The organism is Xanthomonas sp. GPE 39 (assembly GCF_000963005.1).
Lineage (GTDB): Bacteria > Pseudomonadota > Gammaproteobacteria > Xanthomonadales > Xanthomonadaceae > Xanthomonas_A.
In genome coordinates this window covers 3048980-3067788 of record NZ_JZHZ01000007.1, presented here as the reverse complement: position 1 = coordinate 3067788, position 18809 = coordinate 3048980, and the positions used below count along the sequence as shown (strand labels likewise).

At 60.6% G+C, this 18809-nt stretch carries 18 protein-coding genes and 2 pseudogenes; 8 read left to right on the top strand and 12 right to left on the bottom strand.

Annotated features, from left to right (window positions below; all coding sequences use genetic code 11):
• The first annotated feature begins 126 nt into the window (after positions 1 to 126).
• The 8 genes from XALGPE39_RS12875 to XALGPE39_RS12840 all read left to right on the top strand — a co-directional run bounded on the left by XALGPE39_RS12875 (position 127) and on the right by XALGPE39_RS12840 (position 6805).
• Positions 127 to 750 carry an arylesterase gene (locus tag XALGPE39_RS12875; RefSeq protein ID WP_235429912.1) on the top strand — a complete coding sequence of 208 codons (624 nt, stop codon included), beginning with the start codon at positions 127 to 129 and terminating at the stop codon, positions 748 to 750.
• A 95-nt stretch (positions 751 to 845) separates the two neighbouring features.
• The gene (locus XALGPE39_RS12870; RefSeq protein WP_012917243.1) at positions 846 to 1559 is read left to right on the top strand and encodes a response regulator transcription factor; all 714 of its coding nucleotides are present in this window, start codon (positions 846 to 848) and stop codon (positions 1557 to 1559) included.
• 108 nt (positions 1560 to 1667) lie between these two features.
• Positions 1668 to 2948: a HAMP domain-containing sensor histidine kinase gene (locus XALGPE39_RS12865; RefSeq protein ID WP_045729205.1), complete on the top strand. Its 1281-nt coding sequence runs from the start codon at positions 1668 to 1670 to the stop codon at positions 2946 to 2948.
• Between the two features lie 230 nt (positions 2949 to 3178).
• Positions 3179 to 3559, top strand: a complete 381-nt coding sequence (locus XALGPE39_RS12860) for a diacylglycerol kinase (protein ID WP_045728518.1) — start codon at positions 3179 to 3181, stop codon at positions 3557 to 3559.
• A gap of 42 nt (positions 3560 to 3601) precedes the next feature.
• Positions 3602 to 4354, top strand: a complete 753-nt coding sequence (locus tag XALGPE39_RS12855; RefSeq protein WP_045728517.1) for a TerC family protein — start codon at positions 3602 to 3604, stop codon at positions 4352 to 4354.
• A gap of 176 nt (positions 4355 to 4530) precedes the next feature.
• Positions 4531 to 5409: a prolipoprotein diacylglyceryl transferase gene (gene lgt / locus XALGPE39_RS12850; RefSeq protein ID WP_045728516.1), complete on the top strand. Its 879-nt coding sequence runs from the start codon at positions 4531 to 4533 to the stop codon at positions 5407 to 5409.
• On the top strand, positions 5406 to 6200 hold the full coding sequence (locus XALGPE39_RS12845; RefSeq protein WP_045728515.1) for a thymidylate synthase: 795 nt from the start codon (positions 5406 to 5408) through the stop codon (positions 6198 to 6200). The genes lgt and XALGPE39_RS12845 overlap by 4 nt, the downstream gene beginning before the upstream one ends.
• A gap of 98 nt (positions 6201 to 6298) precedes the next feature.
• Complete coding sequence (locus tag XALGPE39_RS12840; protein WP_045728514.1) at positions 6299 to 6805, top strand: dihydrofolate reductase; 507 nt, start codon at positions 6299 to 6301, stop codon at positions 6803 to 6805.
• Positions 6806 to 6898: 93 nt separating this feature from the next.
• Here XALGPE39_RS12840 and XALGPE39_RS12835 read toward each other — a convergent pair.
• The 12 genes and pseudogenes from XALGPE39_RS12835 to XALGPE39_RS15800 form a co-directional block, all read right to left on the bottom strand.
• Positions 6899 to 7741, bottom strand: a pseudogene (locus XALGPE39_RS12835) (symmetrical bis(5'-nucleosyl)-tetraphosphatase); the annotation flags it as partial.
• A gap of 10 nt (positions 7742 to 7751) precedes the next feature.
• Positions 7752 to 8135, bottom strand: a complete 384-nt coding sequence (gene apaG / locus XALGPE39_RS12830) for a Co2+/Mg2+ efflux protein ApaG (protein ID WP_045728512.1) — start codon at positions 8133 to 8135, stop codon at positions 7752 to 7754.
• 93 nt (positions 8136 to 8228) lie between these two features.
• Positions 8229 to 9023 (bottom strand): 16S rRNA (adenine(1518)-N(6)/adenine(1519)-N(6))-dimethyltransferase RsmA, encoded by a 795-nt coding sequence (rsmA, locus tag XALGPE39_RS12825; protein ID WP_045729204.1) that lies wholly within the window; start codon positions 9021 to 9023, stop codon positions 8229 to 8231.
• A 220-nt stretch (positions 9024 to 9243) separates the two neighbouring features.
• A complete protein-coding gene (gene pdxA / locus XALGPE39_RS12820) occupies positions 9244 to 10218 on the bottom strand; it encodes a 4-hydroxythreonine-4-phosphate dehydrogenase PdxA (protein ID WP_045728511.1) in 975 nt (324 codons plus the stop codon).
• Positions 10219 to 10305: 87 nt separating this feature from the next.
• Positions 10306 to 11589, bottom strand: a pseudogene (locus XALGPE39_RS12815) (peptidylprolyl isomerase); the annotation flags it as partial.
• Positions 11586 to 13931 carry an LPS-assembly protein LptD gene (lptD, locus tag XALGPE39_RS12810; protein WP_082061906.1) on the bottom strand — a complete coding sequence of 782 codons (2346 nt, stop codon included), beginning with the start codon at positions 13929 to 13931 and terminating at the stop codon, positions 11586 to 11588. The gene lptD and the pseudogene XALGPE39_RS12815, both read right to left, overlap by 4 nt.
• Positions 13932 to 14038: 107 nt before the next feature.
• Positions 14039 to 14944 carry a histone deacetylase family protein gene (locus XALGPE39_RS12805; RefSeq protein WP_045728508.1) on the bottom strand — a complete coding sequence of 302 codons (906 nt, stop codon included), beginning with the start codon at positions 14942 to 14944 and terminating at the stop codon, positions 14039 to 14041.
• A gap of 25 nt (positions 14945 to 14969) precedes the next feature.
• Complete coding sequence (locus XALGPE39_RS12800) at positions 14970 to 15524, bottom strand: cob(I)yrinic acid a,c-diamide adenosyltransferase (RefSeq protein ID WP_045728507.1); 555 nt, start codon at positions 15522 to 15524, stop codon at positions 14970 to 14972.
• 6 nt (positions 15525 to 15530) lie between these two features.
• Positions 15531 to 16115 (bottom strand): hypothetical protein, encoded by a 585-nt coding sequence (locus tag XALGPE39_RS12795; protein WP_045728506.1) that lies wholly within the window; start codon positions 16113 to 16115, stop codon positions 15531 to 15533.
• A gap of 178 nt (positions 16116 to 16293) precedes the next feature.
• Positions 16294 to 16983, bottom strand: coding sequence for a hypothetical protein (locus tag XALGPE39_RS15810; RefSeq protein ID WP_152624906.1), 690 nt, complete (start codon positions 16981 to 16983; stop codon positions 16294 to 16296).
• A gap of 17 nt (positions 16984 to 17000) precedes the next feature.
• Positions 17001 to 18008 (bottom strand): hypothetical protein, encoded by a 1008-nt coding sequence (locus XALGPE39_RS15805; RefSeq protein ID WP_152624905.1) that lies wholly within the window; start codon positions 18006 to 18008, stop codon positions 17001 to 17003.
• Positions 18005 to 18709, bottom strand: a complete 705-nt coding sequence (locus XALGPE39_RS15800) for a hypothetical protein (RefSeq protein ID WP_152624904.1) — start codon at positions 18707 to 18709, stop codon at positions 18005 to 18007. The genes XALGPE39_RS15805 and XALGPE39_RS15800 overlap by 4 nt, the downstream gene beginning before the upstream one ends.
• Positions 18710 to 18809: the final 100 nt, after the last annotated feature.

Below are 18809 nucleotides of genomic sequence, written 5' to 3'. Positions count from 1 at the left end.
CGCTGACGGATTTGCCGATATCGCGCACGTCGATAGCGATGCCGGTGCGGGGAGTGCGGGGCTGACTGTCGATGAGGGGATCTCCGGATGATGCGTGGCGATGCGACGAAAACTAGATTGGCCTGGATGCGTTGCGCCTGGCTATGGCTGGCATGGTGTGTGCTGCTACCCATCGTCGCCTGTGCCAAAGATGCCACGGGGCCGGTGCTGGTGGTCGGCGATAGCCTCAGTGCCGCGCACAATATCCCGGTCGAGTCCGGTTGGGTGGCGCTGCTGGACAAGCGCTTGCACCAGCAACGACGCACACCGCCGGCGGTGGTCAATGCCAGTATCAGTGGTGAGACCTCCTCGGGTGCGTTGACCAGATTGCCGTCGCTGCTGCAGAAGCATAAGCCCTCGGTGGTGGTCATCGAACTCGGTGGCAACGACGCGCTGCGCGGCCTCGCGCCCGCAGAATTACGCGCTAACTTGGAGCAGATGATCGTGTTGAGCCGTCGTGCCGGCGCGAAGGTCTTGTTGTTGGGCATCGATATGCCGCCGAACTATGGGCCGGCGTATCGCCAGCGGCTGCGCGCCGTCTACGCCGATCTGGCCGCACAGTACCGTACCGGGCTGTTGCCGTTCCTGCTGGAGGGCGTGGCGCTGCATCCGGCGTTGATGCAGGACGATGGCCTGCACCCCACCGCCGCCGCCCAGTCGAAGGTGCTGGACAATGTGTGGCCTCAACTCAAGCCATTGATTGAGAGGTAGATTTTTCTAATCCCGAATGAATTACAACAATCTTCACGCTGTCACTACCCCGCATCGATCATGTTTCACAAAGCTGAAGAATGGGGGAGATGGTCATGCGTCAGAATAAGGAAACATCCGGGCTTGTGTTGGTCGTTGAGGATAACCGCAATATTTCCGAGATGATCGGTGAGTATTTGGAAGGGCGTGGATTCGAAGTGGATTACGCCTGCGATGGTTTGGACGGCTACCGCCTTGCAGCGGAGAACAGTTACGACGTGGTCGTGCTGGACCTGATGCTGCCGCGTCTGGACGGCATCGAGGTCTGCCGCCGCTTGCGCAACGATGCGCGCAAGTCCACCCCGGTGCTGATGCTGACCGCGCGCGATACGCTCGACGATAAGCTGACCGGTCTTGGCTTCGGTGCAGACGATTACCTGACCAAGCCATTCGCCATCCAGGAACTGGAAGCGCGCTTGCGCGCGTTGATTCGTCGCGAGCGTCGTCAGGTCGGTGCGGAAGTGTTGAAAGTGGCCGATCTGGTGCTCGATCCGGTGAGCATGCGCGCCACCCGCGCTGGTAGCGAATTGCAGTTGTCGCCGATCGGCCTGCGCCTGCTGACGATTTTGATGCGCGAATCGCCGCGTGTCGTCACCCGCCAGGAGATCGAGCGCGAGATCTGGGGTAATGGTCTGCCCGATTCGGACACGCTGCGCAGCCATCTGTACAACCTGCGCAAGATCATCGACAAGCCGTTCGACCGTCCGCTGCTGCACACCGTGCAGAGTGCGGGCTACCGCATCGCCGACATCGCCCAGCCGATGAGTTGAGGCTGGTGCCGATCGTGGCGTGCAAGCGCCCCCAGTGGATGGGGACGCTTGCACGAAGGACTCACGATCACTGTTTTTATAATCGCGGCAACGATCATGGACGCTGCAATGCCGCACAATTTGTCGCGTAAATTCCGTTTGCCCCCGATCGCCCGCGTCCTGTTCGTGGGCTGTTTCCTTGTGCTCGCCGGTTATCTGCTGGTGGCGATTGTGCAGCATTCGTTAGTCGGCTCGATCCTGCACGAGGAAGCACGTCACTACTGGCAATTGCGCGCGCAACAGCCGCAACAGCCACCGCCGAACAGCTACAGCCTGCGCGGTTATCTGGTGCCGAGCGGGCAGTCGGATCTTGGTTTACCGGCCAGCTTGCGCACCTTGGCACCGGGTATGCACGCCGATCATCTTGGCGGTGAAACGGTGTTGGTCGATCAGACCCCGGCCGGACGCCTGTATCTGGTGTTCATGCCTGCGCAGGTGCAACGGCTCATGTTCTGGTTCGGCGTCGTGCCGGTCGTGTTGATTCTGGTCGCGGTGTTGCTGGTCGCTGGGCTGACACGGCGTGCTTCCCAGCGTCTGCTGTCGCCGGTGATCTGGCTGGCGCGTCATGTCTCGCATTGGGATCCGCGCTGCCCGGTCGCCGCCGAGTTGGCACCGGAAAATTTGCCGGCCGAGGTACAGGGCGAGTCGCGGCAATTGGCCCTGGCGCTGCATGCGCTGGCGCAACGCGTCACGGAGCATGTCGCGCGCGAGCACAACTTCACCCGCGATGCGAGCCACGAATTACGCACGCCGCTGACGGTGATCCGCGTCGCCACCGACATCGCGATGACCGATCCCGAACTACCGCCACGCTTGAACCGCAGCTTGCAACGCATCCAGCGTGCTGGGCGCGACATGGAAGCGGTGATCGATTCATTTTTGATCCTGGCGCGCGAAGCGGATGTCGTGCCGCAGAGCGAGACTTTCGAGGTTGCCGACGTGCTCGAGTACGAGCTGGAGAATGCGCGCGAGTTGCTGGCCGGCAAGCCTGTCGAGCTGAGCGTGCGTGTGCTTGCTCCTGTACGCTTGCATGCCCCGCCAAGGGTGTTGCACGTGGTCATGAGCAACCTGTTGCGCAACGCATGCAGTTATACCGATGCGGGTCGTATCGAGGTCGAGGTCGCAGTCGACCGGATCAGCATCCGCGATACCGGCATCGGCATGTCCGACGACGCGTTGCAGCGTGCCTTCGAGCCGTTCTTTCGTGCCGAGTCGGATCGCCCGCAGGGAACTGGGCTTGGCTTGTCGATTGTGCATCGCTTGTGCAATCGCTTCGGCTGGCGGATCGGGCTGGAAAGTGCCGAGGGCGGTGGCATTACCGCCACGGTGTGTTTCGATCCGGCCAAGTGAGCGCAGCGTCCGACTGCCGCTACGGTTCCAGCGCGGATGGCACGCGATCAACCGTAGCGTATTCGCCAATGCAAGATCGTGCTGCGGTAGGACTGGGAAATCCACCATCCGCTCGGCGCAGGCACGCGGCTTGTGGCAAAATCTGCGCATACCCGGCTTCGCCCTTGCTCATGACCGTTCTTCCTCGGCCTTCGTTGTCGCATCTGTATCGCGCAGGGTTGCGCTGAGCCATGGCCGACCAATTCGGTCACTTGCCGCGTGGACCACGGCGCATGCTGATGGCCGCGCGCTGGTCGTTGCAGGGTCTGCGTGCGGCTTGGCTGCACGAGTCCTCGTTTCGTCTGGAAGTGTGTCTGTGCGTGCTGCTGGTGCCACTGGCGCTGTGGTTGGGGCAGGGGGCGGTGCAGCAGATCTTGATGATCGGCTCGCTGCTGCTGGTGCTGTCGGTGGAGTTGCTCAATTCCGCGATCGAGGCGGTGATCGAACGTTACGGCCCAGAACATCACGAACTGGCCGGTCGGGCCAAGGACATGGGGTCGGCGGCGGTGTTTTTGATGTTGGGCAATGCGTTGCTGTGCTGGGGGTTGATCCTGTTGCCGCGCATGCTGTGACTTTTCTCGGTCTTTTACATCGTCAAAGAAGGATGTGCCCGCATGGCCCTTGAATTCCTCGCCGACCCCAACACCTGGGTGACGCTATTGACGTTGAGCGCGTTGGAAATCGTGCTGGGCATCGACAACCTGGTGTTCATCTCCATTGCGGTGGGCAAGTTGCCGCAGGCGCAGCGTCCTGGGGCGCGCAGGTTCGGCATCGCCTTGGCGTGCCTGACCCGTATCGCGTTGCTGGTGTCGTTGGCGTTCCTGGCGCGGATGCAGGGCGAATTGTTCAGCGTTGCCGGCATGGGCATTTCGATCCGCGACCTGGTCTTGATCGTTGGTGGCCTGTTCCTGCTGGTGAAAGGAACGATGGAGATCCGCGAGCTGATCGCCGGTGGCGAGGAGGAGGCTGATCCCGGCACCGGCAAGGCTTCGACCGTGTTCTGGATGGTGATCGCGCAGATTGCGGTGATCGACATCGTGTTTTCGCTGGATTCGGTGATTACCGCCGTGGGCATGGCGCAGCACATTCCGGTGATGATCGCCGCGGTGTTGCTGGCGGTGGCGGTGATGCTGCTGGCGGCCAATCCGCTGGGCCGTTTCATCGATGCCAACCCGACGGTGAAGATGCTGGCGTTGGCATTCATCCTGATGATCGGCGCGGTGCTGATCCTGGACGGCCTGGACGTGCACGTACCCAAGCCCTATATCTACGCAGCGATGGGATTCTCCGTGCTGGTGGAATGGTTGAATCTGCTGATGCGCCGGCGCGCCGCCGCGCACGCGATGCGGGGCGCCGGTAAGCGCTGAGTTGGGTAAACCCCTGCGCATCGCAGTGATGCGAGATGCCTGCGTCGCGGTTGGTGAGGGCTGTGCTGTGGCCTGCCCGTAGATGAAGCGGTCTGTGTCGATGGCAATCGCGATGCGGTGTCGGGCGGTGTCGGTGGCAGAATAGGCAATCTTTGCCTACTGGCTTACGTCTGCGTATGACCTATCTCCATCAAATCGATCCCATCGCCTTCTCGCTCGGCCCGGTGAAGGTGCACTGGTACGGTTTGATGTACCTGGCCGGTTTCGTGTCGGCCTGGTGGCTGGGACGCAGCCGAATCCGGGCCGGGCGGCTGCCGGGCGTGGATGCGGACGGGTTCTCCGACCTGCTGTTCTACGCGATGCTCGGGGTGGTGCTGGGCGGGCGCATCGGCTACATGCTGTTCTACGCGTTGCACGATGTCCTTGCCGATCCGTTGCTGGTGTTCAAGGTATGGGATGGCGGCATGAGCTTCCACGGCGGCCTGATCGGCGTGCTGGTGGCTTCGGCGTGGTGGACGCGCAAGGCGCGTCTGCACTTCTTCGATACCATGGATTTCATTGCCCCACTGGTTCCGCTGGGGCTGGGGTTCGGTCGCATCGGTAACTTCGTCGGCGGCGAGTTGTGGGGCAAGTTCACCGACGCGGGCTGGGGGGTGATTTTCCCGCGCGCGCCAGAACTACAGGATTGGCCGATGGCGCAGATTCAGGCGCAATACGCCACCGGCGCGTTGGATAAGTTCGCGCGGCATCCCTCGCAGCTGTATGAAGCGACGCTGGAAGGTCTGGTGATGTTCGCGGTGTTGTGGACATTCTCGATGCAGCCACGGGCGCGCTACGCGGTGTCCGGGCTGTTCGCACTTTTATACGGCGTCTTCCGTTTCGCGGTGGAGTTCGTGCGTGTGCCGGATGCGCCAATCGGTTATCTGGCATTTCACTGGCTGACGATGGGGCAGATCTTGAGTACGCCGCTGATTTTGTTGGGTCTGTTCTTATTGTGGCGCTCGCGTAGCGCACCGGTACTGCAGCCAGTGCCGCCGATGGAGGTTGCCAAATGACCCCGTATCTGGAGTTGTTGCGTCATGTGCTCATGCACGGCGCGGAGAAATCCGACCGCACCGGAACCGGCACGCGCAGCGTATTCGGTTGGCAGATGCGCTTCGATCTCAATGCGGGCTTTCCACTGGTCACCACCAAGAAGCTGCATCTGCGTTCGATCGTGCATGAGTTGCTGTGGTTCCTGAAAGGCGAGACCAACATCGCCTACCTCAAGGACAACAAGGTCAGCATCTGGGACGAGTGGGCCGATGCGCAGGGCGAACTCGGCCCGGTGTACGGTAAGCAGTGGCGGCGCTGGTCCAGTGCTGATGGCCGCGAGATCGATCAGATGCAGTGGCTGGTGGAGGAGATCAAGCGCAATCCGGATTCGCGGCGGTTGGTGATCAGTGCCTGGAACGTGGCCGAGCTGCCGCAGATGGCGCTGATGCCGTGCCACAGCCTGTTCCAGTTCTACGTGGTCGACGGCAAACTCAGTTGCCAGCTTTACCAGCGCAGCGGCGATATTTTCCTCGGCGTGCCATTCAACATCGCCAGCTATGCGCTGCTCACGCACATGGTGGCGCAGGCCACCGGTCTGGGCGTGGGCGATTTTGTGCATACCTTGGGCGACGCGCACCTGTATTCCAATCACTTTGCGCAGGCGCGCGAGCAGTTGGCACGCACGCCGCGGCCGTTGCCGACCTTGCGTCTTAATCCGGCAGTCACCGATCTGTTTGCCTTCACTTACGACGACATCGCAATCGAAGGCTACGATCCGCATCCGGCGATCAAAGCGCCGGTGGCGGTATGAGGGGGCGGGACTCGGGACCTGGTGCCCGGGACTCGGCAAAAACACAAGCAACGCTGGCAGGTGGGGAAACGAATGCGCTCCGTGGCCTGGGCGATGGGTTGCGATTGACGCTGATTGCCGCACTGGATCGGGCAAATGCCATCGGTCGTGACAACGACCTGCCATGGCGGCTGCCGGATGATTTGAAACGCTTCAAAGCACTCACTCTGGGCAAGCCGGTGCTGATGGGGCGCAAAACCGCGCAGTCGCTGGGACGCGCGCTGCCGGGGCGATTGAATCTGGTCATGACCCGATCCGGACACGTGCCGTTCGCGGACATGCAGGCGGTGGCGTCGCTGCAGGCGGCGCTCGATACGGTCCAAAATGCCGGTGCCACGGAACTGGCGGTCATCGGTGGTGGCGATATTTTCGCCATGACGCTGCCGCTGGCCGGACGGCTGTACCTGACCCATGTCGACACGCTGGTCGATGGTGCCGATGCACATTTCCCTGTGTTCGATCCGACGCAGTGGGAGGTGCTGGCACGGCAACCGCATCCGACCGATGCCCGCCACGCCTTGGCGTTCGAGTTCGTGGACTACCAGCGCCGACCAAGCGCGGTGTAGGAGCCTAGATGTGCGAAGCGATCAGTCCTGGCCTGGCGACGATGCCGTAGGCGCGTTGCGTTTTTGAGGGTGACGCTGCCGCGAGTTGCCGGTGCGTGCTGCCGGTGGCGGCCCTTCGACTGGGCGCCCCGGCACTTGCACGACCTGCAGCTCCTCGCTGTCCAAGCGCAGTGCGGTGAGCTTGCCCCCCCAGACCGCGCCGGTGTCGATGGCATGCACGCCCTGGGTGATGGTCAGGCCCAGCGTGGACCAGTGGCCGCAGACGATCTTCAGGTCCCGCTCGACCCGTCCTGGCACTTCGAACCAGGGATACAGGCCCTGCGCCTGGGTGCCTGGCGCGCCCTTTTCCTCGATGGCGATGCGACCGCGCGGGGTGCAATAGCGGGCGCGGGTGAATAGGTTGATGATCGCTCGCGAACGGTCGTAGCCAGTCAGTCCTGGCGTCCATGCCGGGCGGTCGCCGTACATGTTGCGCAACAGCCTGCGGTAGCCGTTACCGTGTAGTTGTTGCTCGACCTCGCGAGCGTGTTTTTCGGCCATGGCCGTTGTCCACTTCGGTGCGAGTCCGGCATGGATCATCATCCAGCCTAGTTCACGGTCGGCGTGCAGCAGTTTCTGCATGCGCAGCCAGGTCAGCAGTTCGTCGCGATCTTCGGCCAGCACGATGCGCTGCAAGTCCGGGTTGACCTTGCGCTGTTCGTCCGCACTGCGTTCGCCGATCGCCAGTAGCGAGAGGTCGTGGTTGCCAAGCACCACCACGCTTTGGTCGCGTAACGCGTGCACCAGGCGCAGCGTCTCCAACGACTGCCCGCCGCGGTTGACCAGGTCGCCGCAGAACCACAGCCGATCCACCGCCGGATCGAAGCGGATTTTTTCCAGCAGCCGCTGGGTTATGTCGTAACACCCCTGCAGGTCGCCGATCGCCCAGACGCTCATGTGGCCGCCATCAGTGCAGTGTCCGTGGCACGGATAGCACGAACGGCGCGATCGCGGCGATGAACTGGGTGCCGTCGTCGGCCTCCATGTCGTAATGCCCGCGCATCATGCCGTGTTCGGTTTCCAGCATGAGTCCGGAGGTGTAACGGAAATCCTCGCCGGGGCGCAGTCGCGGCTGTTCGCCGACGACCCCGTCCCCGTCCACGCGTTCGATCCGGCCATTGCCGTCGGTGATCTCCCAGTGTCGGGCGATCAGACGTGCGGCGACGCGGCCACGGTTGCGGATGCGGATCGTGTAGGCGAACGCATAGCGCCCTTCCTCCGGTGCCGATTGGTCGACGAGGAATCGGGGCAATACTTCGACCTCGATGCGATAGGGGGCGTCATCATTCATGCTCACAGTGTAAGCAAAGCGGACGCCAGAATGGACGGCCTGTGCCGAGGAGCGTATCGGGGAAGCAGAACGCAGCGCATTGGTGTGGCTGGCTCATGAGGGCGGCAGGTTGGCTAGTCGCACGAAATCGGCGACCGCCAGTTGCTCGGCGCGCGCGTCTGCGCGGACCCCAGCGGCCTCGAACTGCGCGCCATCGCAGACCCCGTTGAGCGCATTGCGCAGGGTCTTGCGGCGTTGCCCGAACGCGGCGCGCACCACGTCGGCGAAGCGGCGCGGATCGGCGATGCCGACCTCCTGGGCAGGCCGTGGGACCAGCCGCACCACTGCTGAATCCACTTTGGGAGGAGGGCGGAACGCGCCCGGTGGCACGACGAACAAGGCGGTTACTTCGCAGTAGGCTTGCAGCATCACGCTGAGCCTGCCGTAGACCTTGCTGCCCGGTGCGGCGGCCATCCGGTCGACCACTTCTTTTTGCAGCATGAAGTGCATGTCGGCGATCGCCGCGGCATGGTCCAGGGCATGGAACAGGATCGGCGAGGAGATGTTGTAGGGCAGGTTGCCGACCAGACGGATGCGGCCATCGCCAGCCAGCGCGCCGAAGTCCACCGAGAGCACATCGCGGTGAAGGATGGTGAGTTCGCCGAGGTTGGCTGCGGCGGTGGTCAGTGGCGCGATCAGGTCGCGATCGAACTCGATCACGGTCAGCTCTCCATGCCGACGCAGCAACGGGAAGGTGATCGCGCCCTGCCCGGGGCCGATCTCGACCAGTCGGTCGCCTGGTTTGGGATCCACCGCGCGGACGATGTTGTCGATGTAGTGGCGGTCGCTGAGGAAGTGTTGGCCGAGCGATTTCTTGGCCGGTGCGCCGAAGCCGGGAGAGGAGGTCATGGCGTGCATTTTATCGGCATGGGATGGACGATGCGGCGTGCCGGCATCATCCGCATGCGCGTCCTCGGATTTTTGGTTGCCTGGCTGAGCATGAGCGGTGTCCTTGGGCGATTCCGCGTTCTGCTGCCTTGCGCGCTGTCAGTTGCGACGCGCGTTGTGGAGGATGTCGCATGGGCGTGGACCACTCCAAGCCGACGTCGCTGCGACAACCCAGGCAAGGTTATCTGTCCTGGCGCGCAGCCAGTTGCGCGCACAAGGCGACTGCGGCGAACAGACTGGATGGGTCGGCAAGGCCACGGCCAGCCAGTTCCAGCGCGGTGCCGTGGTCGACCGCTACGCGCGGGTAGGGCAGGCCCAAGGTCAGATTCACCGCCTGCTCGAAACCACTGTATTTCAGCACCGGCAGCCCTTGATCGTGGTACATCGCCAGCACGGCGTCGACTTCGGTCAGCTTCTGCGGCAGGAATGCGGTATCGGCGGGTAGCGGGCCGAGCAAGCGCATGCCCTCGCCGCGCAGGGCTTCCAGTACCGGCTGCATGACCTCGATTTCCTCGTGTCCCAGATGACCGTCCTCGCCAGCGTGCGGGTTGAGTCCCAGTACGGCGATGGTCGGCATGGCGATGCCGAATGTGCGGCGCAGCGCGGCGTGGGTGATGCGCAGGCTGCGTTCCAGGAGTGCGGGGGTCAGGGCGTCGGCGACTGCACGCAGCGGTAAATGCGTGGTGGCCAGGGCGACGCGCACGATCTCGTTTGCCAGCATCATCACGACCTCGCAGCCTGCGTGTTGGGCGAGCAGTTCGGTCGTGCCGGTATAGGCGATGCCCCCTGCGTTGATCGCAGCCTTGTGCACCGGGCCGGTGACCATGCCAGCCAGTTCGCCACGCAGGCAGGCGTCGGCGGCCTGGGTCAACGCGCCGATCACCGCAGCGGCATTGGCCGGCTCGGTACGACCAAATCGGTTGGGCGCGGCATTGGGGACGGTGCGCAGACGCAAGTCGCCCGGGGCGATGGCGGCACTGGATTCGGGTAGCAGCCGCAGTGGTAGCGAGAGTGCGGCGGCGGCGGCGCGGAGTGTGTCCGGATCGGCGAAAGCCAGCAGTTGGCAGTCGTGGCGCGGCTGTTGTGCCAGCCGCACGCACAGCTCCGGGCCGATCCCGCCCGGCTCGCCTGGGACCAGCGCGAGCGAGGGGCGCATGGTTCAGTGCTTGGTAGCAGTGGCCGCCGGCGCTGGCGTGGTCTCCGCGGCCGGCGTTGTCGTGTCGGTGTTGCCCAGGCGCAGGTCGACGTAGGCTTCGCCGCGCATTTCCTGCAGGAAGCGGTTGTACTCTTCCTCTAGCTTGCGACGACCGATGGTCTCGCGGACCTGGGCGCGCTGCGTGTCGCTGGTGACATCGGTCTGGCGCGCGCCGACGCGTTGCAGGATGTGCCAGCCAGCCTCGGTACGGAACGGCTGGGAAATCTGCCCGTCCTGGAGGCTTTCGACCTGGTGGCCGAAATCCGCGCCGAACGCATCGATTGGGAACCAGCCCAGATCGCCGCCCTGACTACGGGTGTTGGCATCTTCCGAGGCTTCCTTGGCCACTTTCTGGAAATCGGCGCCACCGGCGATGCGCGCACGCAAGGTCTCGATCTTGGCCTTGGCCGCAGCATCGGTCTGGGTGTCGTTGATCCGCGCCAGGATGTGGCGGGCGTGGTACTCGGTGACGGTTTTCTTTTCCGGGTTGGCGGCGGCGTCACGCACTTCGACCAGCTTCAATAACTGAAAGCCGCTGGGGCCGCGCAGCGGGCCAGCGACCTGGCCGGGCTTCATATCGCGGATCAACTGCGCGAATGCGTTCGGGATCTCGTCCAGGCTACGCCAGCCGAGGTCGCCGCCTTCCAGCGCGTTGGGGCTGTCGGAGTAGCGCACGGCGGCGGCATTGAAGTCGATCTCGCCCTTGTCGATCAGGCTCTTGACGCCATCGATCTTGCCCTGCGCGGTCTTGATCTGCTCGGCGGTGGCGCCTTCCGGCAAACCAACCAGGATATGCGCGAGGTGATACTGGGTGCCGATGGTGGCCTGTTGGGTCAGGGCGGCATCCACTTCGCTTTCGCTGACGTTGATCCGGCTTTGCGCGAAGCTCTGGCGCAGGCGTTGCACGGTGATTTCGTCGCGCACCGAGTTGCGGAAGTCGTCGTAGGACATGCCGTCTGCGGCGATTTTCTTGCGCAGGCCATCCACGTCGGTATTGTTTTGCTGGGCGATGCTGGCGATGGCGCGGTTCAGTTCGTCGTCGCTGACATGGATGCCGGTGCTGTTGGCGCGGGCCACTTGCAGTTTGACCAGAACCAGACGCTCGAGCACTTGGCGGCGCAGCACGTTATCAGGAGGCAACTGCGTGTCGCGACCGGCATACTGTGCTTTGACGTTGCGCAAGGCGCGATCCAGCTCGCTCTGCAGCACGACATCTTCGTCGACCACCGCAGCGATGCGGTCCAGTGGTTGGGTTTGTTGTGCGGTGGCCTGGGTGGAGACGCCAGCGATGGCCAGCACGGCGACGAGGAAAGCAGAGAGGGTCTTGGTCATGGAATCTGGTTCGGATCGTAAGCGTCCGGATCGGCCGTGGTATTGCTGGGCGGGACCAAGTACAGGTCGTCGCGGTTGTAGCCGAGGATAGCACGGCGCAGAACGCGGTCCGTGTCCTGCCCCAGCGACGAGAACCCCTTCAGGACGAATTCGATCTGGAACGCGGTGTCCATTGCGCCGGTGCGATTGCGCACGTAGCGCCGTGCCAGCGCACGCACGGCCACGCAGCAACTGTCCCATTGCACGCCGAGGATGGTCTCCAGCGGCTTTTTGTCCATGAACGAATAGTAATGACGGCCGACCAGGCTCCAATTCGAATTGATTGGGTACAGGAACGAGGCGTCGGCCTGCTCCAGCAGGTCGCGGCGGTAGCGGTAGGCGACGTTGACGATGCCGTCGCCCGGCAGCAGGTAACGCATGCGGACGCTGGCCAGATCCTTGCGGTGATACTTGGGATCCCACTGATAGGTGCTGCCCAGCGTCCAACGGTCGTTGATCATGTAGTTGGCGTCGGCGACCCAGGCCGACTTGCCCTGCGCGATCGTGGTGTCGCTGTTGGGCAGGCTGACCCGGGAGTCGTCGAAATACAGGATCTGTCCCAGGCTGACCGATAGCTTTTCCTTGCCGTCGTTCTGGCGCAGCAGGCGCGAACTCAATGCCATGGTCAACTGGTTGGCATCGTTCTGGCGGTCGGCGCCGGTGTAGCGCGAGTCGCGGAACAACTGTCCCCAACTGAAGGTGAACTCGCGGGTGTCGAAGATTGGCAGGTCGTTCTGGTCCCGATACGGCGTGTACAGATAAAACAGCCGCGGTTCCAGGGTTTGCAGATAGTTGGTGTTGCCGAATTTGGCATCGCGGTCGAAGTAGACCCCGGCATCGACGCTGGCGATCGGCAGGCTGCGCGAGGGGGTGGTGTTGCCGCCGAGCGTGTTCGCCAGGTCCCTTTCCAATTGGTAGGTGGTATAGCGCCATGCCAGGGTCGGCTTGAGGAACCAGGCGGCACCGGCCAGCGGCATGGAGAGGTAGGGTTTGAGATCCAGGCGCTCCCCGCCGGGCCGCTCGCTGATTACCCCGGTGCGCTGGTACAGCGCGTCCTTGGCGTGGACGTCGTCGTGTACGAAGCGCACTGCTTCGCTGTACAGCCCAGCCTCGAAGTAGTCGCCGAGGGGTTTGTTCCAGTTGAAGAACGCGCGCGGCTGGCGGCTATAGGGCAGTGAATCTTCAGTGAGCGTGTAGTCGGCCAGTTGCCAGCGATCGGCCATCAGTCCGGCGGTCCAGGTCTCGCCGGTGCCGTAGACACCGACCGTACTCTGCAGGTTGCTGACGGTGTTGCCGAGCAGGCGGTTGGAAAAGTCTTCGGTATAGCGATCGTCGCTGACCCAGATCAGCGAGGCGCGCGCCTGCCATTGCGCGTTGATGTTGTGGTAGCCCAGGTACTGGAAGCGACCACGGTCCTTGTCGCGTAGTTTGTCATTGGGCAGGTAGCCCGCCAGTGCCTCGCCCTTGCCGCCATCGTAGAGATAACGGAATTCGCTGCCGAGCATCAGGCCGCGTCGGCTCATGAAGCGCGGATACAGGGTGGCGTCGTAGTTCGGTGCCAGATTCAAATAGTAGGGTTGGGTGTAATCGAACCCATTGCGGCCGGTGAAGCCGAACGTCGGAAACAAAAAGCCGCTGCTGCGACTGTCGTCGATCGGGAACTTGAACCAGGGCGAGTACATGACCGGCACGTTGTAGATTTTCAGGATCGCATTGCGCGCGGTGCCGAACCCTTCGTTGCTGTCGACGTCGATCTCCGGTGCGGAGAGTTCCCACACCCGTTGCGAGGGATCGCAGGTGGTGTAGGTGGAGTGGTGCATTTGCCCCAGAGCACCTTGCAGGTCTACCGAGTTGGCGGTGCCGTTGCCGCGGCGGGAGATCAACTGATAGCGGATGTTGGTGATCTTGTGGGTGTTGGTGTCCTGATTGCCTTCGGCGCGGTCGGCGATCAGGCGGATCGACGAATCCTGGTAGCGCACGTGACCCTGTGCGATGTAGTTGCCGGTCTCGGTGTCCATCCGCAGGCTGTCGGTGCCCATGAACTGGTCGCCGCGCTTGAGCGCGACGTTGCCGGTGTAGTTCGGGATGGTCGTGGTGCCCGAGAGTTGGTCGCCCTCGACATCGGTCGGCTGCTGTTCGCGGTTCTCGGCGAGCTTCGGATCCGGCTTGGGGGCGTCGTCGAACTTGGGCAGCACGTCAGGGGTTGGGCACAGCCCCCAGTTCGGCGGCTTTTCGGCCGCCACTGCCGGCAGACAGAGGGCGATACTGAACGGAAGGGGTAGCAGGCGGAGAGCTCGGCGCACGCGCGTCAGGTATCGGGCGAAAACGGTCGCTAGCTTGCCCCATCCTGTGCATGGGGGCAATGAAGATGGCCTGCGGAGCGTGAGGGGTGTATCGGGGGCGTAGGGGTTCAGCGCAATGCGTCGACGTGGGCGATGCTGCATTCGCGCAGCGCTTGCAGGTCGTAGCCGCCTTCCAGTAGCGACACCACCCGGCCGTGTGCATGCCGCTGTGCGAGCGTGCGCAATTGCGCGGTGAGCCAGGCGAAGTCTTCGCTGTCCAGCATCAGGTCGGCGAGCGGGTCGCGCAGATGCGCGTCGAAGCCAGCGGAGATCAGCAGCAGTTGCGGTTTGAAGGCGTCCAGCAGTGGCAGCAGCCGGTCGGCCCAGATGTTACGGAAGCCCATGCCGTCGCTACCCGGTGCCAGCAGGGCATTGTGCAGGTTGCCGATGCCGCGCTCGTTGCTCCCACCCGAGTGCGGAAACAGACCGGACTGGTGGGTGCTGAGGTAATGCACGCGAGCGTCGCGCTCGAAGATCGCTTGGGTGCCATTGCCGTGATGCACATCGAAGTCGACGATGGCGATCCGCTCCAGGCTATGGGTGTCCAGGGCGTGGGCAGCGGCGATTGCAACGTTGTTGAACAGGCAAAAGCCCATTGCGGTGGTCGCGGTGGCGTGGTGGCCGGGCGGGCGTACCGCGCAGAAGGCCGTGTCGCTTTCGCCGCGCATGACCACATCCACCGCCGCAATCCCTGCCCCGGCGGCGCGTAGCGCGGCGGCGCGCGAGCCAGGCGAGAGCACGGTATCCATGTCGAGCGCGTGCGTGCCGTCGATGTCGGCCAGGATGCGATCGATCAGTGCCTGCTCGTGCACTCGTGCCAGATCACCGAGCTTGGCCAGCGGTGCTTGACGCCATTCCAGTGTGGGGAAAGCCTCGCGCAGGGCGGTGACGACCGTTGCCACGCGCTCTGGTCGTTCCGGATGTTCTGGTCCCGGCATGTGGCCGAGGCAGTCTGGATGCGTGTAGATCAACATGTGCGGGCGCGGTGTGGGGTGCTGCTCAGGCGTGTCGACGGTCGTGGCGCCACAGGACTTCGCCGTGACCATCGGCGCGGGCCAGTACGCGCGCCAACACGAACAGCAGATCCGACAGGCGGTTGAGGTAGCGCACCGCCTCCGGGCGTACCGCGTCCTGCCGCGAGAGCGCGACCGTCTCGCGTTCTGCGCGGCGCACGATGGTCCGAGCCAGGTGACAGCGCGCCGCTGCCTCGCCGCCGCCGGGCAGGATGAAGTCCTGCAAGACTGGCAGGGTGGCGTTGTAGCGGTCCAGATGCTGTTCCAGCGCGTCGATGTCGGCGGCCTGGATCGCGGCGTGGCCGGGAATGCACAACTCGCCGCCAAGGTCGAACAGTTGGTGCTGGATCGCGGTCAGCAACTGGCGCACATCCTCGGCCAGCGCACAGGCCAGCACCAGGCCGATTGCCGAATTGGCTTCGTCCACGGTGCCGTAGGCGGCGACCCGGGCCGAATCTTTGCCGACCCGGTTGCCGTCTCCCAGTCCGGTGCTGCCGTCGTCGCCGGTTCGGGTATAGATCTTGGTGAGACGGTTGCCCATGTCCGTTCAGTGGCTGGTTGGCTGGTTGCGTTGGTCCAGGCGTGCCAACTGCTCGCGACCGACCTGGATCGCGGCGGCCAGCGCCACGTACAGGCCTGCGCTACTCAGGTAAGGCAACAGCCAGTCGCTGTAGTTCTTCAGCCAGCCAGCCACCGTGGGATTGGCTACGCTGTGGCTGACCCAGTAAAAGCTGCCCTGGGCGATCAGGTGGCACAGGGCCACCGCGGCCAGCAGGCTGCCCGTGGCCAGGCCCAGCGCGCGCCAGTCGGCGCTGCGGTAGCGGTGCGCCAGCCAAGCGCCGCCGATCCACAGCACAAAGTACGCCGGGATCAGACACCAGTACGCTGGCGATACGCAGTAGTGCTGCCAGAAATCCAGGCCTTGGCCGTGGATGACCAGATAGTCGACCAGTACCGCCAGTGCCATCAGCAGCGGGAACGCCCAGACGGTCCAACTGCGCAGGTAGAAGCCGCCGATGAAGAACACCGCCCAGGACGCATCGGGAATGGCGCCGAAGTGATTGATGCGGGTTGCAGCCAGCAGTGACGCCAGCAAAAGCAGGGCGGGAAGGCGGTGGGGGGAGGACGTCATGGCGAAGGCAATCGTTTGCGCGTGAGACGATGCATTCTACTGGGCTGTATGGGGCTTTGCCGCTGCCGAGTCGAAAGTGGTGGTAGTTACGGGAGTCTGCAAATTGAACCGTTTAACTCTTATGCGATGAACGACGTGCTAAACCGACTTGTCGCACAGGCTGTGAGAATGGCTGCATCTATCGGCAAGCCTGATTTTCTTTCCTCAATGCTTCTTCTAACTGTGCGCGATCACTCCCTGAGACTGCGTCTCTCATCGAATCGACCTCTTCTTTTCGGATGATGCATGGGTCGATGGTATAGCCTGGGGGCCAGAGGCCGATAAAATTTGAAACCATTGCAATAACTTCTCGCGGCGGCAAGTTGGTGCGCATATGCAATCGTTCCGGCCCGGAAGAAAAGGTTTTCTCACTTGTACGGTGCGCCATGATTTTCGGTACGAAATCGATGTTGTCTCCGGATTGATTACCTTTCAGGGAATCAGTTGGTAGCGTCAAGATGAGATGATCTGGTGAGTGTGCCGTGGGTGCAGTTGAATCTTCTTCTGTTTCATGGATTGAGGCGGGGGGGGGGGCATTGGTGTTGTTTGATTTTTTCGGTTTTCCCGAAGCGCGCTTTTGGGCTAATGGCATATCGCGCTCCTTGCCTACGACGATATTGTCTGTGATGTGCTGCAAAGAGGGAGGCTCCAAAGAACTCCTTTGGATGAATTTTATTTTTATTCCTGCTTGGCTGTGCAGGGGTGTTACGGCTGATTTTGAAATTAAAAACAAGAAGAAAAAAAAATGAAGAATTAGGACGGAAAGTGCTGAAATAAATTTCAGTTTTAAATTGCTGTTTTCGAGTTCTTTTTTTGATTTTGAATGCATGGTGCGTGCTTGCCTATTTAGATTGAGATCTCCGGAATTTTGGCTGCGTTAATTCTGGGGTCTTTTGATATTATTGCATCTATTTGAGTGACGTTGATTTTTTTATGGTATTTCGGGGTAGGAGGGTGGCATGAATGTTCAAAGATATAGAGCCAGTAAATAAGGTCTTTGCCAATCATTTCCTCGTAACATTTGTACACTTCTGAAATTGTGTTGTGGTCGCAATAAAAATTCGGCTTGCTGGATATTGGGATTAATTTATCGTATATTTCATTTGGCCTCATGTGGTTTGATTTTATTATTTTGAATTTATAATTTTCCATTATGGGTTTCGATAGAAATGGGATAATTGCGCTATTTGATCGTCTGGCGATATATGCCGCTCCAAGAAGGGTTCTGTAAAATCTACCCATAAAATCGATCGTGTAGGTATTTTTTGTTGAATGGAAGACGTCTGTCATAATTATAGCGACACCTCCCGTTTTTAGCGTTCGGATAATCGATGCTAGTCCTCGTGAGTTGTTATGGACTGGGGTGAAATTGCCACCAACTTCTGCCGCCATTTTTTTTGCTATTAAGTCAAAGTCGCGATTTTTATAATTGACTTCTGGGGGGTCGTAAATTACGCATATCTTTCGGAATTTTGAAATATGAAAAACTAATGCGAAAATGGCGGGGACAAAAGAGCCATAGTGCATGGTGGTGAGGAGTGTGCCGCTATCAGCTTTAATTACAGCCTGTTCGATTTCTTCAACATTATGTGTGTTGTTTTTGATGAAATTGATGCATGCAACGGAGTCTGATTGCTTTAAGATATCAATTGCCAATCTTTCCCTGAGTCTCCATTTGTAATAGTGGTTTATGGTGCAGCCTGAATTTTTACACGCATCGGCCAAGATATCAAAATTCGCTTCCGAAAATTTTATTCCAGTTGCATATTCAACAATTCTGCTCTTCTTATTTTTGGGCGAAAAAAGTAAAAGGAAATCAATTAGGAATTTCTTTAGCGGGATTGGTTTTTTCACGTGTGGCGCCCGGTTTTTCTGATAATATTTTCAATATTCTCCTTGATGCCCTCCAAGTTATTGATGCTGTTTATGGCTTTAACTGCATCAGTGGAGTTATTTGCATTCATGGCCAGGAGGGATTGATAGTGATTTATGTGAATAATCGCCTCTTCCATAACTTTTGGCATTAATCGACGGGGTTGCAGATTGCTTGTTAGCCACGTGCTTTTTAAAATATTATCAGCTTGGTCAAGATAGTTATTCAAGTGGTGGAGTATTGTGGCTGCACTTGCGCATTTTTCGATTTTCACGAATTCATGCCCTTGCCAAATGAAGAGTGTTGATCCGTATTTTGATGCGGCTAGTATCTCAAAGGCGCAAAATCCTCGGCTCAATCCATTGCGAGATGAAAATATTTGGATGTTGGGAGGGGAGGTGATTTGGTCTGGGAAGGAAAATATAATTGGAAGTAATTCATTCTTGCTTTTGCTTGTCGCATCAATTATGGAAATGGCTTGAGAGCGGCTGATTATATTTTTATTGGAAGGGTGAAGTTCTGATAAAATATCTGGATCGCCAGAAATGTACAAATTCTCTCTGCTCTCCTCGCGAAAGGAGAGGTCGATGAAGTTATGGGTGGTTGGTAAGGCAATTATTACGGGGCAGTCAATGTGGCCAAACGCCGTCATCATGACTTCGTCAATAGATATGCCGTGCATCGTCGGTATCTAATAATTAAAAAATAAAAGGGCCGTCAAAATGACGGCCCACCTTGGAATCTAGATTTTATTAAAAATGGCAGACGCAAATAGGGGTGGT

Excerpts from the sequence above, each read along its gene's own strand:
- XALGPE39_RS12875 (WP_235429912.1), top strand. The coding sequence starts at position 127 with ATGCGTTGCGCCTGGCTATGGCTGGCATGGTGTGTGCTGCTACCCATC.
- XALGPE39_RS12870 (WP_012917243.1), top strand. The coding sequence starts at position 846 with ATGCGTCAGAATAAGGAAACATCCGGGCTTGTGTTGGTCGTTGAGGAT.
- XALGPE39_RS12865 (WP_045729205.1), top strand. The coding sequence starts at position 1,668 with ATGCCGCACAATTTGTCGCGTAAATTCCGTTTGCCCCCGATCGCCCGC.
- XALGPE39_RS12860 (WP_045728518.1), top strand. The coding sequence starts at position 3,179 with ATGGCCGACCAATTCGGTCACTTGCCGCGTGGACCACGGCGCATGCTG.
- XALGPE39_RS12855 (WP_045728517.1), top strand. The coding sequence starts at position 3,602 with ATGGCCCTTGAATTCCTCGCCGACCCCAACACCTGGGTGACGCTATTG.
- lgt (WP_045728516.1), top strand. The coding sequence starts at position 4,531 with ATGACCTATCTCCATCAAATCGATCCCATCGCCTTCTCGCTCGGCCCG.
- XALGPE39_RS12845 (WP_045728515.1), top strand. The coding sequence starts at position 5,406 with ATGACCCCGTATCTGGAGTTGTTGCGTCATGTGCTCATGCACGGCGCG.
- apaG (WP_045728512.1), bottom strand. The coding sequence starts at position 8,135 with ATGAATGATGACGCCCCCTATCGCATCGAGGTCGAAGTATTGCCCCGA.
- rsmA (WP_045729204.1), bottom strand. The coding sequence starts at position 9,023 with ATGACCTCCTCTCCCGGCTTCGGCGCACCGGCCAAGAAATCGCTCGGC.
- pdxA (WP_045728511.1), bottom strand. The coding sequence starts at position 10,218 with ATGCGCCCCTCGCTCGCGCTGGTCCCAGGCGAGCCGGGCGGGATCGGC.
- XALGPE39_RS12805 (WP_045728508.1), bottom strand. The coding sequence starts at position 14,944 with ATGTTGATCTACACGCATCCAGACTGCCTCGGCCACATGCCGGGACCA.
- XALGPE39_RS12800 (WP_045728507.1), bottom strand. The coding sequence starts at position 15,524 with ATGGGCAACCGTCTCACCAAGATCTATACCCGAACCGGCGACGACGGC.
- XALGPE39_RS12795 (WP_045728506.1), bottom strand. The coding sequence starts at position 16,115 with ATGACGTCCTCCCCCCACCGCCTTCCCGCCCTGCTTTTGCTGGCGTCA.
- XALGPE39_RS15810 (WP_152624906.1), bottom strand. The coding sequence starts at position 16,983 with ATGCATTCAAAATCAAAAAAAGAACTCGAAAACAGCAATTTAAAACTG.
- XALGPE39_RS15800 (WP_152624904.1), bottom strand. The coding sequence starts at position 18,709 with ATGCACGGCATATCTATTGACGAAGTCATGATGACGGCGTTTGGCCAC.